The organism is Rhodoferax antarcticus ANT.BR (assembly GCF_001938565.1).
GTDB classification, from domain to species: domain Bacteria; phylum Pseudomonadota; class Gammaproteobacteria; order Burkholderiales; family Burkholderiaceae_C; genus Rhodoferax; species Rhodoferax antarcticus.
Genome location: NZ_MSYM01000014.1, coordinates 1 through 15911, shown reverse-complemented (window position 1 = coordinate 15911; position 15911 = coordinate 1). Strand labels below are relative to the sequence as shown.

General features: G+C 54.8%; 18 protein-coding genes, 1 tRNA gene and 1 riboswitch. Of the genes, 2 read left to right on the top strand and 17 right to left on the bottom strand.

The window, feature by feature from the left end; all coding sequences use genetic code 11:
- Positions 1-6: 6 nt before the first annotated feature.
- From BLL52_RS13860 to BLL52_RS13820, 11 genes are all read right to left on the bottom strand, one after another.
- Entirely contained in the window at positions 7-267 is a 261-nt protein-coding gene (locus tag BLL52_RS13860) for a ribbon-helix-helix domain-containing protein (RefSeq protein ID WP_075587292.1), read from the bottom strand.
- 125 nt (positions 268-392) lie between these two features.
- Complete coding sequence (locus BLL52_RS20800; protein WP_156876222.1) at positions 393-566, bottom strand: DUF4357 domain-containing protein; 174 nt, start codon at positions 564-566, stop codon at positions 393-395.
- Positions 567-657: 91 nt separating this feature from the next.
- On the bottom strand, positions 658-1323 hold the full coding sequence (locus BLL52_RS13855; protein ID WP_206744494.1) for a hypothetical protein: 666 nt from the start codon (positions 1321-1323) through the stop codon (positions 658-660).
- Positions 1324-1655: 332 nt separating this feature from the next.
- Positions 1656-3101 (bottom strand): hypothetical protein, encoded by a 1446-nt coding sequence (locus BLL52_RS13850; RefSeq protein ID WP_075587290.1) that lies wholly within the window; start codon positions 3099-3101, stop codon positions 1656-1658.
- 116 nt (positions 3102-3217) lie between these two features.
- A riboswitch (cyclic di-GMP riboswitch) is annotated at positions 3218-3299 on the bottom strand.
- A gap of 114 nt (positions 3300-3413) precedes the next feature.
- The gene (locus tag BLL52_RS21495; RefSeq protein ID WP_075587289.1) at positions 3414-5678 is read right to left on the bottom strand and encodes an Eco57I restriction-modification methylase domain-containing protein; all 2265 of its coding nucleotides are present in this window, start codon (positions 5676-5678) and stop codon (positions 3414-3416) included.
- A 60-nt stretch (positions 5679-5738) separates the two neighbouring features.
- Positions 5739-7010 carry a DNA methyltransferase gene (locus tag BLL52_RS13840; RefSeq protein WP_139313406.1) on the bottom strand — a complete coding sequence of 424 codons (1272 nt, stop codon included), beginning with the start codon at positions 7008-7010 and terminating at the stop codon, positions 5739-5741.
- 188 nt (positions 7011-7198) lie between these two features.
- A complete protein-coding gene (locus tag BLL52_RS13835; RefSeq protein WP_075587287.1) occupies positions 7199-8164 on the bottom strand; it encodes an Abi family protein in 966 nt (321 codons plus the stop codon).
- Positions 8161-8334 carry a hypothetical protein gene (locus BLL52_RS20795; protein ID WP_156876220.1) on the bottom strand — a complete coding sequence of 58 codons (174 nt, stop codon included), beginning with the start codon at positions 8332-8334 and terminating at the stop codon, positions 8161-8163. The genes BLL52_RS13835 and BLL52_RS20795 overlap by 4 nt, the downstream gene beginning before the upstream one ends.
- A 57-nt stretch (positions 8335-8391) precedes the next feature.
- Entirely contained in the window at positions 8392-8811 is a 420-nt protein-coding gene (locus tag BLL52_RS13830; protein ID WP_075587286.1) for a hypothetical protein, read from the bottom strand.
- Positions 8798-9379 carry a nucleotidyltransferase domain-containing protein gene (locus BLL52_RS13825; RefSeq protein ID WP_083633966.1) on the bottom strand — a complete coding sequence of 194 codons (582 nt, stop codon included), beginning with the start codon at positions 9377-9379 and terminating at the stop codon, positions 8798-8800. Before BLL52_RS13825 ends, BLL52_RS13830 begins: the two co-directional genes overlap by 14 nt.
- Positions 9380-9436: 57 nt before the next feature.
- Positions 9437-10408, bottom strand: coding sequence for a hypothetical protein (locus BLL52_RS13820; RefSeq protein ID WP_139313405.1), 972 nt, complete (start codon positions 10406-10408; stop codon positions 9437-9439).
- Between the two features lie 33 nt (positions 10409-10441).
- Here BLL52_RS13820 and BLL52_RS13815 point away from each other — a divergent pair, with 33 nt between their 5' ends.
- Complete coding sequence (locus tag BLL52_RS13815) at positions 10442-10765, top strand: terminase TerL endonuclease subunit (RefSeq protein ID WP_320060590.1); 324 nt, start codon at positions 10442-10444, stop codon at positions 10763-10765.
- 316 nt (positions 10766-11081) lie between these two features.
- On the opposite strand, the gene BLL52_RS13810 is transcribed toward BLL52_RS13815, so the two are convergent.
- From BLL52_RS13810 to tolB, 5 genes are all read right to left on the bottom strand, one after another.
- Positions 11082-11157 (bottom strand) — tRNA-Lys (locus tag BLL52_RS13810).
- Positions 11158-11191: 34 nt separating this feature from the next.
- Positions 11192-11974, bottom strand: a complete 783-nt coding sequence (locus BLL52_RS13805) for a tRNA threonylcarbamoyladenosine dehydratase (RefSeq protein WP_075587283.1) — start codon at positions 11972-11974, stop codon at positions 11192-11194.
- Between the two features lie 27 nt (positions 11975-12001).
- The gene (gene ybgF, locus BLL52_RS13800; RefSeq protein ID WP_075587282.1) at positions 12002-12769 is read right to left on the bottom strand and encodes a tol-pal system protein YbgF; all 768 of its coding nucleotides are present in this window, start codon (positions 12767-12769) and stop codon (positions 12002-12004) included.
- Positions 12766-13299, bottom strand: a complete 534-nt coding sequence (gene pal / locus BLL52_RS13795; RefSeq protein WP_075587281.1) for a peptidoglycan-associated lipoprotein Pal — start codon at positions 13297-13299, stop codon at positions 12766-12768. The genes ybgF and pal overlap by 4 nt, the downstream gene beginning before the upstream one ends.
- Positions 13300-13315: 16 nt before the next feature.
- A complete protein-coding gene (gene tolB, locus BLL52_RS13790) occupies positions 13316-14587 on the bottom strand; it encodes a Tol-Pal system beta propeller repeat protein TolB (RefSeq protein ID WP_075587303.1) in 1272 nt (423 codons plus the stop codon).
- A 169-nt stretch (positions 14588-14756) separates the two neighbouring features.
- Between tolB and BLL52_RS13785 the strand changes: the two genes are divergently transcribed.
- Positions 14757-15518 (top strand): glycosyltransferase family 2 protein, encoded by a 762-nt coding sequence (locus tag BLL52_RS13785; RefSeq protein ID WP_241839183.1) that lies wholly within the window; start codon positions 14757-14759, stop codon positions 15516-15518.
- A gap of 97 nt (positions 15519-15615) precedes the next feature.
- Here BLL52_RS13785 and BLL52_RS20425 read toward each other — a convergent pair.
- On the bottom strand, positions 15616-15911 hold a 296-nt coding region (locus tag BLL52_RS20425; RefSeq protein ID WP_139313404.1), incomplete at its 5' end, for a glycosyltransferase family 9 protein.

Below are 15911 nucleotides of genomic sequence, written 5' to 3'. Positions count from 1 at the left end.
CCAAAATCACGGCTGGTTCCAGTCGTCTGCGCGCGTCATGCGCATGATTTGGTCGGTGCTGTACTTGCGATTGCCGCTACCGAGCAAAGCCAAAAAAGGATCTTGGGTGGCGCGTTTGGTACCGCTGGCAGCCGCAAGGCCTGGGGCTAATTTTTTGAGGTGTTTTTTCAGTGCCGCTTGCACCACCGCCGACTTGCTCAGGCCTGCTGATTCGCAATACGCGGCGAGCAGGCTTTCTAGCGGATCAGGCAAACGAACAGACAACATACGCGGCCTCTTTATGTATGACAAAAGCGTTGGAGTTTGTCGTGGTCCACGGCGGCTTATGAGTCAAATCGGCCTCTAGCCCAAGCAGAACGTGCGCGGGCAGCTACTAAAAACGTAGCAAATCGTCAGCCAAGGGCGGACACGGTTTGCCGCTTCGCGTCGTCCAACCTCTGGCCCTGTTCGGTCTTGCATTCCATCCAGCCGTTGGCAGAGCGGCCCATCAGGGCGATGGCGGTATCCATAATCTCGTGGCAGTCGGCCAGCAAAGGCGCAGGGGCCAACAGGAACTCACGGCGCATTACTGTATGCAAACACAGCTATAGTGGCAGTGCCAGTCTTATCCAAACTTGCGCAGCCCCATGCCAATCGTCCTCGCGGCCATCAACGTCGTTAATGGTGAGATTCAACTTCCTTGACCTGAGGAGGTTCGGCTAATGTCAACGGGGGAACAAGCACAGGCGGTGAAGAATCCGAAGCAGGTCTCGAGGCGGCCCCGGCCTCAGCCGCCTCACGAGTTTTGATTCGGTTAGGAAATGCTTTTTCGAGTTGCTCAACGCTTACGTCCATGAATTCTTTAGCTGCTGGGTCAGTCAGAGCGACCCGCTCCACTCGGCTCACGACCTGAGCCAACCAGTTCGGGTAATTTTCTGGCTTCTCGGCCAGCATGTCATAGGCTGGAAACTGTTTTGCGCTTTGCCCCTCGGGCTTGACGCGGTAGATGAAGCCAGCACGAAAGATTTTCTCCATAGGCTTGCCCTGGCAGAACTTCTGGGTCGACAAGAACGCGTGGCCCGCGGTTTTATCTGGCTCAGGGGGAAGTACCGTCTCATTGCCCCCACCGTGTTTTACGGTTTGAGGCCAGTCGCGCACAAAGGGCACCATCACCCCGGTGAAATAGCATTTACCCTTTCCTTCGTCGCGCCACCATTCCCGGTGGAGCTTAACGGCGGTGATTGCTTCTCGCTGGGGAGGGAAGGTGAATTCTTGAGGGTGCTGCAGCATGATGTTTGCCGACATCATGGCGCCGAGATAAATGAGGTCGAGAAAAGGGAGCACGTTATTTCCTATGATTTTGAGAATGCTCGCCAACAATTCGCACGAGTATGAAGTTGATTGGTTAAAGTACTCTTTTTAAAGGCAAAAATTATTGACTGATAATAAAAGTTATTTGTTAATGAGCTCGTTTTTCTGATGAGCTAAATATGCCACGACCAAAAAATCGCCTCAATTTATCGCCTATCGGCGTTTGCTCAACCCTAACTGGAATTGATAGCGAGTTTCGCCAAACGTACTACTCATTCGGCCAATATATTTATATACCAACTGGATATGAAGTTTCCCTTCAGAGATTCTGAACTGAAAATCATCGGAGAGCTGCTTAAGCTTATTTACTTTTCAGTTTTCGATGGTTCTGTAATTGAAGAATCTAGGAACGAAACAATGTCATTTTTGACTTCTTTGCTGAAGCCCATTTGCGCAGAAACTGCAATCTTTCCGTCGGTGCCCTGTTCCGCTTCGAAGGCAGCAATACCCATTACTCGTTCAAACAGTATTGCCTTTTTTGCCGTATTTAAGTCGGTTGCAGCTACCTTTGTCAGACCGCCTTCCTGTGACACCAAAATAGGCCGGCCGCCCGCATCAAACCAGTTGATGCGCCAGAAATAATGGGTCATGTTGCGCATGCCATTGGGCTGGAATAGGCTCTCATAAGAGTCCATTCGCTGACACTCAGCCATCACGAAATTCCGCGCGCGGCACATGCTCATCACCTGCACACGATTGTCTTCCATGGATACATTAACGGGAACCAACTTTTTAGTATCGAGATTCAGCAGCGCATAGTCTTCCTTCTTGCCAATACCAAGAGTGCTTCCCAAAGCTTTCACACTCCCTAAAAGTGCCCCCAAACTGTTGTTTGAAGAGAATTGTTCCTCTGGTGTGCGCTCAAGTAGTAAATACCCTGTGCCAGACACATTTCCGTTTTGATGGGTGGCAATAGAAAACTGCTCAGGGGCTACAAATGAATGCATCCCTTTGCCAGGTACGTAGCGGTAACCACTGTTTTCGCGCGCGACAATAAAGCCTCTTGCCAGCGGAATAAGACGCTGGCCAGACAATTTTTTACCCGTTGTAGTCACCACCGACCACAAAGAGCCCCGCCATTCCACTTTGCCGATTTCAATAGGCTCATTCAAACCGCCAGCACGACCTGACTTCAATAAAAACTGATTGTTGCCACTTTGAACGACGTAAGTAAAGTCACCCGTCTGGGCGTCAAAGCCGAATGAAACAATGCGCCCCTCAGGGTCTAAATATCGACTTCCGTCGATTGAAAATCCATCCCGAAAACGTTCAAATTTTACCCCCGTCGAAAGTGAAGTCCACTTGTCAAATACCGTTGCCATTTCAACTTCTGTCTTAGCAGGGCTAGTAACAGCCGTTTTGTTAGTCGAAGCAATTGGCTCACCAGGGTTGGCGTTCATTAACAAGTTGAGCAATTGAGCCTCTATTGAAGTTGCAGGAGCACTAGTCGTCGGAGGTTGCAGTTTGTTGACATTGGCGACTTCCTCGCCGGTATGTCCCGTCATAAACCAATTGAGCAGTTTGACTCGCTGCTCTGATGTTAAAGGTGCGGCCCCGCTGCCATTCACGGCGCCGGCCTTGCCAGATTGATTTGTCAACTCATTCTGCGAATCCAAAAACTTGTTCATCATGAAGACTCGCTGCTCGGGACTCAGGAAGTCCAAGGGATGAGCCTGCGATAAGCCCGCGAGCAGGACTAAAGACGCGGCAATTGAGGAAAGCTTGAATAATCGAAATGAGAGATAAGGCATTCAGAATTCTTTGGTTATTTGATTCACAACAACAGGCTAATGGAAAAAAAGGCGAAAAAAAACCCGCGACCAAAAAGGCAACGGGCTACGCAAAATGCTAGTTAAAAGTTTGCACTTTCAGCAGCCCCGCTACCGTAGATAAATCCTTAGGTGGTGGCTTTGCGTCGCCTCCTTTCGAAGGTTCTGCCCGCCCTGATTTTAGTCTTTTTCAGTCACGATTAAGAAAGCCGAGGTAAGTAAAATCGATGGGACCGGAACATTTGGAATGGACCCGTATTGCCTCCTAAGTCTCTCGGTTCAGGGTTCGATATCTCACTCATTGCGAATTGAACATAGGGTTCCCGCTGTCCCAATGCTGCACGCGAAACTCTGGTTTCTTGGTTTCGACGGGGCGGATTCGACGTCTTTTCCCCGGTCTTTGTCCCAGGTTATGTTGAGCTTGGGCTTCTTGTTGTGGCGCAGTACCTCGGCGGTCATGAAGGGGCGGATGTTCATGCGCACGCCGTCGTTCAGGTCGGGGGTCCAGCCGATGGGCTGCTCGGCCAACGGCTTCCAACGCACGAATATGTCGTAGCCAACCTTGCCGTCCGACTCACCAAGTTGAATAGCTTCGAGCTTTTTCTTGAGGGCCAACGCAGCGGACAGGCGCAGCGGGGCGCCATCGGTGCCGTTGGCTACACCGGCTTCCTGGTTGCGAATCCAATCGCCCAGGTAGGTGTGGATAAGGCGCTCCAGGTTTTTGGCGTCGAGCCGGTGGTAATTGACCAGCGCGGCAAATCCGTCTTTCAATCCGTCCCACACATGCCAAATGAACGGGCGGTGTTGAAAGCGCTTGGCGTGTTGTTCAAAAAAGTGGTCACGCAGCCACACGTCCAGGCTCTTGCCTGCGCAGCCTGCGTCAAGCAGCAGCTTGTCGAGCGTGCCGGTTTTCCAGCTACCGGGCTCGGTGGTTTCCCAGGCTGCGATGAGCAAGGACAGCAGACGCTCCGATGCCGGCTTTTCGCCGCGCACCGGGGGCAGGCAGACGATGCCGTCGTCGTCGGTGTGTTCGCTAAGCGCAGTGCAGCGGGCTATCCAGGCGTAGCCTGCGTCGGACAGCGCCATAGCGGCCTTTTCAGGCGCTGGTGCAGGCGGGTCGATATTATCAATTTGATAGCTGCTAGCGCACGTTTCTAAAGGGCTAGAGGCCGATTTGGCTTGAAATTCATCATTTGCAGAGGTATTGGGGGCCGTGGGCGTGGTTTGTTGCTCTGCTGGCCAGCGGTAGCCGACCAAGCGGGCGACTGCGACTTGCAGCGGGTCGGTGGCGGGCTGCGGGTGGCCGTGGAATAGCCACTGGGTTGGGTCGTCGGAATAGGGTTGCGGCAGGCCGTTGGGGTAACGCTCGGCGGCGACTTGTTGCCAGTGGGCTAGGTCGAAGGGGACTTTAGCTAGTGTATGGTTTGTGACCTTGAGCGCTTGGTCGACATTTCGAACCATCTTTGGATAATCGTCAGATGAAACAAAACACCATATTGCAGTCAGGTTGCACCCATCTTTCGGAATGATTGCTGCGATGTTGCAATCAAATCTTTCGCCAAGAAATAGTGAAGCACTTAGGTCTCGCATGCGGTTGACTGCAACTCCACGCTTGCCCCATGCTCTGTAGCCACGGGTTGGTCTACTGTCCTGCTCTTTCGCCTTATTCAGCAAATCACCTTGGCCATTTTCCCAAACAAGTGCCCCAGTGCAGCCGGAATATTCAGAGGTTACATCTGCTGTGGTTTTGAAGGGGACAACGATTATTGATGACAAGACGCTCTCCCACCAAAGCAGCTGGAACCTTGCCAAGTCACCAGTACCGATACCCTCGTAAGAATCGACATATTCAATCAAGAGAGGCTGAGAGGTTTCACTCGCCTTCAACGCAATCCGCGCATCCGGATTCCCCAACTGCCCTGCCTGGTTCACGCTCACCACCTCCGCACCACCCCGCAGCAACTCGGCCTTCCCCCCAGCCGACTTCGGCGCACTGGCATCCACCCCGCGCAGTTGAAACCCTTCGCCCGCCGGGGCACGGGTCTGGGTCAGCAAGACGGCCTGCACCACCTCGCCGCTGATGGTCTCAAAAGCGCCCGGACCCAAGCGGGCCAAAAGGTTCCAGCTCACATTTTTAAGCAAGCTTTCCCGTTGTTTTTTGTAGCTGGTCAAAAACAGCCAGTTCTGCGGCATGACGATTTGCACCACGCCTTGGCCTCGGTCGTGCGCCAATTCCAGGCAGCGCTCCAAAAACACGTTAGCCAGGTCGTTCTTGGCGTCGGGGTAGTGCGCTGCGCAGTAGTCTTTCAGCGCATCCAACTGCTTGCCGCGCGACAGGTAAGGCACGTTGGTAATGACCAGGTGGTAACGCCCCTGCAGCAACTGCGCGGCATCGAGCAGGCCGCGAGCCGTCAGGGCCAAGTCCCAACTGGCATCGTCCACTTCGCTGCCGGTGCGCCACTGCGTGGCCGGGGCCTCGGTGGCCAGTGCACGCTCCAGCAGCGCTTTCAGCGCATCAAAGTTAAACAGGCCCAAGCTACCGCCACCCAGGCTGCGCACCGGGTCCAGCAGACTTCCCAGCAGTGGGGCTTGAGAGAAAACACCGTGTAGCCCCCGTATCTACTGCCTGAGTAGCTCTGAATTTAATAGCGAGTCGGGCACCAGCGCTTCCCACTCTTCCGCGCTGGCCGCCACCTTCAGGCCGCAACAGGCAATATTCGGCGCGGGCATATCGGCGCGCACGCCCAGCGGGTTGCCGTTTTCATCGGGGAAGCGCCAGGCCGCCAAGGCCAGCGCGAACACGGCAATTTCGACGCAGCGCGCGTCCAGCTCCAGCCCGTGCAGGTTGTCTTGCAAAACCGCATCGACCGCGTCCATGGCCGACAAGCCTTCGGAGGCCATGCGCATCGGCACCAGCAACAAGAAGGCAGCAACCAAGAAGTGGCCTGAGCCGCAGCAGGGGTCGAGCAGCTTGAAATCTTTCAGGCTGTTCGGCCAGCCCTCAAAATTGCCAGCGGCGGGCGCTTGCAGCCCGTTGGAGTCATGGATTGCCGCGTCGCTGCGCTCCTCGCAATGACGAGCGGGTGGTGTTGCGGGAACGGTGCGCAGGTAGGTCATCGGCACCGGGCACGGCTGGCTGGGGTGGCGGGTGGCCCACCACGCGCCCAGCGAGTTGTGCAGCAAAAAGTCCACCATATAGGGCTCGGTGAAGAGCTGGGTGACGGCGGGCAACTCGTCGGCACCAATCTTGACCTCAGAGGCATTCACCTCGTCTTTGCGCTTGGCCTGCCAGAACTGGTACACCCAGCCCAGGCTGTCGCTGGCGGTGAACACGTCAATCGGTAGCCCAGCCAGCAGCTTTTCGAGCGCGCGCTGGTGTTCGGGGGCAAAAGTCAGTTCATACACCGGGTTGTGGGGCTTGAAGACTTGCGGCAACATGCGCGCCGCCAGCTTGCCCGCCAGCTCCCAGCCGCTTTTGGCACCCAGGCTGGTGGTGGCGTCTTGCACCAGCTCGTCGCACTCAGCCAGCGTGACCGGCGCACCGGGCTCCCACAGCAGCAGGTGGTTTTCGGCCAAGAAGCGGGCGAACAACATGCGGTGCCAGTGCTCATAGGCCACCTCCCACACCAGGTGGCGCGTCTCGACGCTATTGATTTGGTAGCTGCTTGCGCTTATTGAACGGGCGTGAGCGCGTAGTTTCCTTCTTAAAACCCGCTGCGGTTCGCTTAAATAGTCGGGGGCTTTGGCGTCAAGCACGGCCAGTTGCACCAGTGCGGCGCGCGCTGCCGACTCGGCCACATCGCGGGCGCACTTGACGGTGTTTTCAAGCTGGGTGCGCAGGGGTTTGGGTAGGGTGACTGCGTCAGCGGTAGGCATGTATGAGGTGGACATTTTTTAATCAAATTAGGCTCTAACGCTTGCTGGTAATGCGCGAGCAGCCATGGTTTTCTTGGGTAACGTGCAGGCTACAGGTTTGCGCGCGCACAGCAGTCCAGAAACAAACTGGTTTATGATTGGCATCAATAAGCCCGGCGCCTCTGCACTTTGTGTACGCGTCGGTTCTCATTTGCGGGGCCACTTCAGCGCTCATTTTTCCAGGGCACGGCATCTGCCCAGCCCTCAAAAGTACCCAAGTCTTTCAGCGACACCCCTGCGTTGTTCGCATGCGGGAATTCATCTTTCAACAAAGCTGCCACGCGCTGCCCCCAGCTGGAGCGGGGGCAAATCACCCGGAGCAGTTGCCGCATCAGGCAAAAGTAAAAAAACGGGCGGGCATTGTCTAGCTCGACAGGCCAGTGCGCGGGCACGGCGGCACGTTCGACAACGTTGATGTTCCACAAGCGGCTGTGGTGGGCTGACACGTTGCGAATGAAGTTCAAGCTGCGCAGCCATTGCGCAAAGGCCAAGCCGGTGGGAGCGCCGTAGATGGCTGCAATCTGCTCTTGGTCCGCGTACTGCATGCCTGCAAAAAGTTTGGAGAGCAGGCCAAAGTCCCACACTTCGACGGCGGCCCAAATGGGCAGCGCCCCATATTGCTGCTGGTGATGGAGCACAAAGGGCTCTTTGCGCGCGCGGCTCAGCAGTGATTTGTATTTGGTCAGCCACAGCTGGTGCTGTGTTTTTCCGGCGTCGGGGCCTTTGGTTATCAGCTTCTTGGCAAAGTTGCCATGCAGGCAGGCCGGGTTTTCGTGGGCGCCGGGGTCACGCTGACCCAGCAGGTGCGCGACATCTACGCGCACCGCCATTTCTATGCGTTCCAGTGCGTCCAAGGCCAGCAAGCGCAGTTTTTTATCGAACACATACAGGCGCACTACATCTTCAAAACGGCTGCCGGGGACGAAACCGTCCAACCTGACCGCCTTGCCTTGCGCCCGGGAGGCCGTTGTGTCTACGGCGCGCAAGGGGTACCAATAGCCACTTAAGCGGTAGTAACCCAAGCGCTCCAGGTAGTCGATTGCAGCAGCGCGGTCTTCAACTTGCAGGCCGCGTGTTTGCAGCATCTCTAACTGACTGGCAAATGCGAGCCAAGGCTTCAAAAGTTTCATGGGGTGCGCCCGCCGCCTGCCTCACAGGGCCACCGGCCCTTGCTGCAGGTTGAGGGGGCTTGGTGAGAGCCCTTCTCGGCCACATCGCGGGCGCACTTGACGGTGTTTTCAAGCTGGGTGCGCAGGGGTTTGGTCAGGGGTGTCTGGGCGGTGGGTGTGACAGGGGGCATGAGAATATCGTTATGTTTTTGATAGCTGTTTGCGCTTTATGGACGGGGGCTACAGCCTTATTTGTCTATTAATGCTTGGACGCCAGTCAGCAGGCTTTGGACCAAGTCACACAGTTCAGCCACCGTGGATTCTTCAACGTCAAGGCAGCCTTCGTACTCAGCCAGGTTGCGTTTCTGGTGCGCGCTGTCTAACACCCGCCAGCGGTTGGCGGGCCAGCCCAGGGTGTGCGGCAGGCACTGAAAAACGGTGAAGCGGTTTTCGCTGCGGTAGCCGTGCCAGCGCAATGCCGCCAAAGCGGCGGCGTGCGCGGCGTTGTAGGCACTGGTAAAGCGACCTTCTAGAGACAAACTTTTCAACCGCGCATCGCGCAGCCGGGTCTGCGCCATGGCAAGCATGCGGGTGACTTCTTGGGTGTTGCGCGACTCAGCTTTGCGTTGGCCGATGCGCACCAGGTTGTCCAATTCAGGCAGGCTCATGGACATCCCCTATCAATGACAGCGTGGGCTGTGACAACACCCGGTTGATGAACGAGTCTGGCTCAGTGCGGCGACGTTCAAACTCTTGGGGTGAATAGCAGTTGGGGTTGATTTTTCGGCCCAATTGGGCCTCGGCTGGCTCCAGCGCGGCCAAGACCTGGCCGAGCAACAAGTCGTTCCCCACCAGCATTACATCAATGTCACTGCGGGCGGTGTCAGTTTGTTTGGCTACCGAGCCATAGACCCAAGCGGACAGCAGATTGGGCTGCAATGGCTGCAAGGCTTCTCGCAGCACCGGCACGGTGCCCAGTGTTTTGCGCGTGAGGGCGACCAGTTCAGCATAGACCGGCGATTGTGGGTTGGCTTGAAAACGGCGCAGGTTGCCTACGGCTTGCGCATCGACCAATCCCGCTGTGGCTAGGCGCTTGAGCTCTCGCTGCAAAGAGGCACTGCCCAGCCCGGTGAGGCGGCGTAACTCATTGAGGTGGTAGGCCCGCTCGGGCTGGCCAAAGAGCCAGCTGTAAAGGCGCGATTGGCTATCGGTAAAAATGGCGGCGCTGAGATTCATGCCAAATACTAGCATGAGCAGGCTATTTATTGGCACAATTTCCACGGTTGCCAACCGTTACAACGCCACAGGGCCAATCTTTAACTTTTCCGCTAGCAACTGCTCCACCTCATTCAGCCAAACTTTGAGCTCGGCTTCATTGTTCAAGGTGCGCTTGGGCAATGGCACATGAACCACGTTGGGTTTCAGCAGCGTCACGGCGGCATGGCGGGCTGATTCGAACTTGCTGGACAGGGCCTGGGTCTTGGATATCCAGTGCTGCAGGTTGCAGTCGTCCAGCGCGTCTTGCAGCTGGGCAGGCGTCGCAAGGTCTGGCACCTTGACGGGTTCAAGATGGTGCGCAGCAGTGAGCTGGCCGCTTTGCGCTGCGCTGAGCTTGGCCCAATCGGAATCGCCCGAAAGCTGGGCTTGTTGATGTGCGAACGTATTCTGAAAACCTTGCAACTTCGCGTTAAGCGCCAAGCGCAACACGTCAGACGCTCGGTCCAGCAGCGGGCGAACCGGGTCAGGGTCAGCCAACAACGTGCGGTTGTCGCGCACGGCATCGGCGTCAGCCTTGAGTTCAGCGTAAGGGCCGAGCTCTTTCGCATGCTCCAACAAGTTGATGAGTTCTGACCAGACAGGGTGGCGCTTTTTGATGTCGTCTGCCGTCTTGACCCACTGTTTGGCTATCGCGGTGAGCTCGTCATAGCGATTGAACAGCTCCAGCAGTTGGGCGTTGCCGCTTTGTGCCTCCAGGGCCTCAATGGCGGTGAGCTTTGGCAACTCGGGTGCCGGTGCCATCCCACCCGCTTTGCTGGCCAACTCCCGCAGTTTGGCAATCAGGAGCGGGGCTTTCGCCAATTCATCCTTGGGCTGGCAAGGCACGCCGACGGCGCTGAACAGTTGGCGAATCTTGATGAACTGGGGTGGCGAGATGGTGATGGACTCTTGCCGGAAGCTGGCCTGCGTGAGTTTGTTGCGGTCCAGCGATTTGGCATCGACCGCCTTGCTGGCGGCATCTGTCGCACGGACATGACCGGCAGCCAAGCCATTGCATACGACCGCTGGAGGATCGACCTGATGAAAAAAGAGCTGGGCAAGATTGACAGTGATTTACCACTGATCGAGTGGGGTCAAGGCTTTCGAGACATGGCACCGGCACTTGACGCGCTGGAGGCCGAATTGCTTAACGAGCGAGTCAACCACGGCAATCACCCCGTGCTGAGAATGTGCGCCGCTAACGCCATCGTGGTGAAAGACCCTGCCGGTAGCCGCAAGCTGGACAAGAGTCGCGCTACGGGCCGAATAGACGGCCTGCAAGCAATGGCCCAAGCCTTCGGGATCGCCGCCCGCTCAGTAGCCGCACAAGACGTCTATCCGGACGGTCAGTTTCTTTTTATTTAACCCTAGCTGGGAGGGGCCGCAAGGCGCACCCAGCGGCAGATTAGCCGGTTAGTGCTGCTTTTCAAGAAAACACCGGCAGTCAGTGCGTTCTTCATGGGACGTGAGCTGGCAACCCCGGGCAGGGTGTTGCGCTGTGCCACCCTGCCCACCCCTATTTGTGACAGTCACGAAAGAATTGCAGTCAATGTGCATTGGGTGAGTTGTCAATCATTCTGGCAATAACAAAAATTCTGGCAATACTCTGGCAATGGAGCACCAAAGAAAAAACCCCACTACCATTACGATAGCGGGGTTTTCAATGCTTATAAGGTTTATCTGGTGGGATGTGCGGGGGTCGAACCCACGACAAACGGATTAAAAGTCCGCTGCTCTACCAACTGAGCTAACATCCCTAGTCTTGCTGGGCGAACCAGTCGAAGCCTTAAATTATAACCAATTTTTCTGGCTTGCCGATAAATTCCCAGCTTTCGCTGCAAGTTGATTCAAAACGTATCCAGCCGCGCACTGGCCGAAAGTTGCCGTCACTGTCACCAAGGAACCAAAGCCGTGGCAGTTCAATGAGCCGTCACTGCCAGCGCTGCAAGATTCGTCAGGCGGCGCTACGTGCTCGCAACTAAAAACACAGGCCAGGCCCAACTTTTTACCACCGCGCGGTGCAGCAAACTCCTTTCGTAGTTGGTATCGCACTTTTGCCAGGAGCGGGTCATGTGTCACTTTCGACAAGTCGTCCACAGTGGAGAGTTGCGCGTGCTTCTTTCCCCCGGCAGCGCCAGACGTCACAAAAATAGCTTCGCCCCTGATAGCCCAGTTCGCCATGAGCGTTTTGATGCGCCATTGGTCGCAAGCATCTATCACTGCATCAATACCCTCTGGCAATAGGCCAGGCCAGTTGGCTTGTGTCACAAATTCTTCAATTGCAGTGACCCCGCAATGCGGCGCAAAAGTCTGGATCCGATCCCGCATGGCCAACACTTTCGCTTGTCCCAAGCTCGCTTCGACGGCCTGGATTTGACGATTGATGTTGGATTCGGCAACATGGTCGAGGTCAATCAAGGTGAGCTTGCCTACGCCACTACGCGCCAGCGACTCTGCAGCCCATGACCCAACGCCACCTATTCCAACCACAGCGACATGCGCCCGCTTAATTCTTTGAGCGCCAGTTAGACCGAACAGACGATCTATGCCGGCGAATCGGCGATCTTCCAACATGTCATTTTCACGCCAAGTAAATGACGCTTATTTGAGAGATGCAAGCCGTTCCCTGGCGGCAATAGCCGCTTCAGACTGGGGATAGGCTTTGATCAGGTCTGTCAATGTATTGCGCGCACCCTTAGTGTCTTTGAGTTCCAACTGGCAATTCGCCACCGACAAGACAGCCTCAGGAGCACGCAGATGCTCAGGGTTTTTGGCGATCAGGGTACGAAAACTGACCATGGACTCTTTGTAGGCGCGCGTGGCGTACTGTGCATTACCCAGCCAGAACCGCGCAGTCTGGGCGTAACCAGTGGCTGGATAACGCGATAAAAATCCAGTGAAAAGTGTCTGGGCCAACTGGAAGTCGCCTTTTCTAAAAACCGCCAGCGCCGCTTCATAGTCACGCTTTTCAGCAGGGCCGACTGAAAATTCCACGCCATCCACAGTCACTTTCGACGGTTCAAAATTAACGAGTCGCTCCGATAGGCTCTGCAGGTCATCTCTATGGCGCTGTTGCAGGTCAGCCAGCTCCTTCGTCATTTTTTCGTTGACGCCGCGCATGGCGGCCATGTCGGAACGCAGCAACTCCATTTGCCTCTGCAATTCAAGCAAACCGCGCCCATGTTCGTCTTGGCTGCTGCTCTGGTCTATCCTCACCTTCTCAACACGCTGGCGCAAATCCCGAATCGCTCGGCGAGCTTCATCATCCTCAAAGAATGCCGCATGACCCAAACCGGCCGTCAGCAAGCAAGCGCCACAAACAAACAGAGACTTCCAACGACGAATTGGCATAACAGTGACCTGCTTCATTGATAACGGATTTCAGCTCGGCGGTTCTTCGAATAGGCAGACTCATCATTGCCAACGACAGCAGGCTTTTCTTTGCCAAAACTAACGGCTTCCAGCTGGCTCCTGGGTACGCCCAATATCGCCAATGCCCCAGCGACAGCCTCAGCGCGCTTTTGCCCTAAAGCCAAGTTGTATTCCCTGCCACCCGTATCGTCCGTGTGCCCTTCAATCGCCACCTTGCGATTGGCTTGCCCCAGGACCACCCGAGCGTTTTCAGAGACCAAATCCTGATAATCTGGCTTGATCACAAAGCTGTCGTAGTCAAAATAAACAATGCGCTTCGCAAAGGGCAGAGTAGCCTGCGATCCAGACTGCCCCAAATCTCCCGACGCCAAACCACCGTTATTGATGCCAGAGACGCCATCGGTTCCTGAGGCGCCCGACACAGGGTTAGCCGTCGCATCGGATACCGGAACATCCGTCAATGGAACAGTCGAACCACAACCCACCATAAACGCACTGAAGACCAGGGAATAAACCAAACTTCTCATCACAAACTCCTAAAAATCATTCATTCAAAAAAGGGCCCCAAAATGGCTCGCGGATGTCACCGGTTTGCCCATTGAGCCTCGCTTTGATCTTGCCATCCAATGTCGTGGTCATCAAAGCCTCTTTGCCCTGAAACTGGGTGGCATAAACAATCAGCTTGCTATTAGGCGCAAAACTGGGACTCTCATCCGCAGCCGTGTCCGACAGCACACGAACGTTACCGCTTTCAATGTCCATCAGGTGTAATTTGAAAGCGCCACCAATGCGGGAAATATAAGCCATCCACCGGCCATCCCTGCTGATGGCTGGTGAAATGTTGTAAGCACCTGTGAAAGTCACCCGCTCGACACCCTGCCCTGTGATGGCCACTTTGTAAATTTGTGGTGAGCCACCGCGGTCACTCACAAAGTAAATATGGCGACCATCGGGGGAGAACACCGGCTCCGTGTCAATGCTGCCAGACTGAATCAGGCGGCGCGGCTCACCCCCCGCTGCACTCAACAAAAACAATTGCGATCCACCGTCACGGCTCAAAGTGACCGCCAGCGTTTTCCCATCTGGAGACCAAGCCGGTGCGCTGTTGGAACCTTTGAAATTAGCGATCAACCGACGCTTGCCAGAACTGATGTTGTGAACATAGATCACCGGTTTGCGTGACTCAAACGATACATAGGCCAGTTGATTCCCATCTGGCGACCAGGCTGGGGAAATGATGGGCTCCGGACTGGCCAGCGCTGATTGCGCGTTTTCACCATCAGAGTCTGCTACCCATAGCTGATACCTTGGACCCGCTTTGGTTACATAGGCGATCCGCGTTGAAAAAGCGCCCTTGTCGCCGGTAAGCTTTTCATAGACATAGTCGGCCACACGGTGGGCTGCCAATCGCGCATCTGAGGGCGCTACAGCAAAGCTCTGACCTCCCAAATCTTGTCCTTTGACAACATCCCACAAGCGAAAACGCACGTCGAACCGTCCATCAGCCAGCGAAGTGATGCTTCCGGTGACCAGTGCATCTGAGCCCGCTTGCCGGAAAACCGATAAGTCCGGCAACGACACCTCATCCAAAGGCCCGTGCGTTGCATTCAAAGCACGAAACTGCCCACTGCGCTCCAGGTCAGCCTGCACGATGGACGAGATCTTTTGGGTGGAAGTTGCTTGCCCTTTGAAGGGTGCAATGCTGATGGGGACTTGCGTAAGGCCTACGCCGGAGACTTCGACCCGGAATTGGGCTAACGCGTGGCTTTCGAAGCCCAAAAACAAAAGAAGAGCCAACGTCAATCCAGATGCCATGACGAACCCGCGCCTTAGCAAGTCGCGGAGAAATCCGCGTTTGGTGCCAAACGCACAAGGCGATAGACCCAACATAGAAAAAAAAGTGACCACGGCAATGGAGAACTTGGACGGGTTGAAAGGACCGAATATCATGGAAAATGGCTCGATGAAAAAAGTGACTCTATCCGTGATTATCGCCGCCAAGAATGAAGGGGCCCAAATTGGGGAATGTATCAATTCGGTCAGCTTCGCAGATGAAGTCCTGGTGCTTGACTCGGGCAGCACGGATGACACCGCGACGCGGGCGAGAAAAGCGGGCGCTAACGTTCACACTACCGACTGGCCGGGATATGGTCCGCAGCAACAAAGAGGCATTAACCTAGCCACAAGCGACTGGGTTCTTTCTCTTGACGCGGACGAACGGATCACTGAGCACCTGCACGATGAAATACAGGCTGCGATCTGTCGACCTGACTTTGATGGCTATTTTTTACCTCGACATTCAAGTCTTTGCGGCGTCTTCATAGAACACGGAGGGTGGCGTCCAGACTACACCTTGCGCTTGGTACGCCGACCATTGGCTGGATTCACTGACCACTTCCTTCACGCGCACATGACAGTAAACGGAAAAGCTGGCCACCTTAAGTCACCCATTGTCCATTACAGCTACAGAACGCTTGATGACTTGCTGGAAAAGATGAACCGGTATTCCAAGGGCGCTGCCATTGACTCGTTTACGAGAGGCGGATCTTCATCGCTAACAAAAGCTCTTGCGAAGGGAATCTGGGCATTTGTCCGTACTTACTTTGTGAGGCAAGGATTCCGAGATGGCCATATAGGATTGGTTCTGGCTATCTATAATGCGCAAACTACTTATTACAAATATCTCCGTCTCTGGATGATGACTAACGATAAATTAAAAGAAACACCAAAAAAATTTTTTAAATAACCGTAAATATTTACTAACATGTCTCTGACATAATAAACTCCTGTATTTAGTCTCTGAAATGAGAAATCGCAATCAACTCAGGGATTGAATAATTATGTTATGGAAGAGTCATAGATTTCATATTTGAATTGGGAAAATTCAAGCTTCTCTTTAATCTAAAAAAAACGCTTTCAGGTTGAATGCTCGCCATACAAGACTCAGAAGAAAGACAAACATCGGCATTGCTGGAAAGTAGGTCACAAGCGCAGACATCCGATCGAACGATCTTATCTTCAGAATAAATAGGAGCAACTTGCCGGATAGAGTTGCCTACACCAAATATTCCCAAAACAGGTACACCCATACCCTCCGCAAAATGGAGTGGGCCTGTATCCCCGCATACAAATAGCTTAG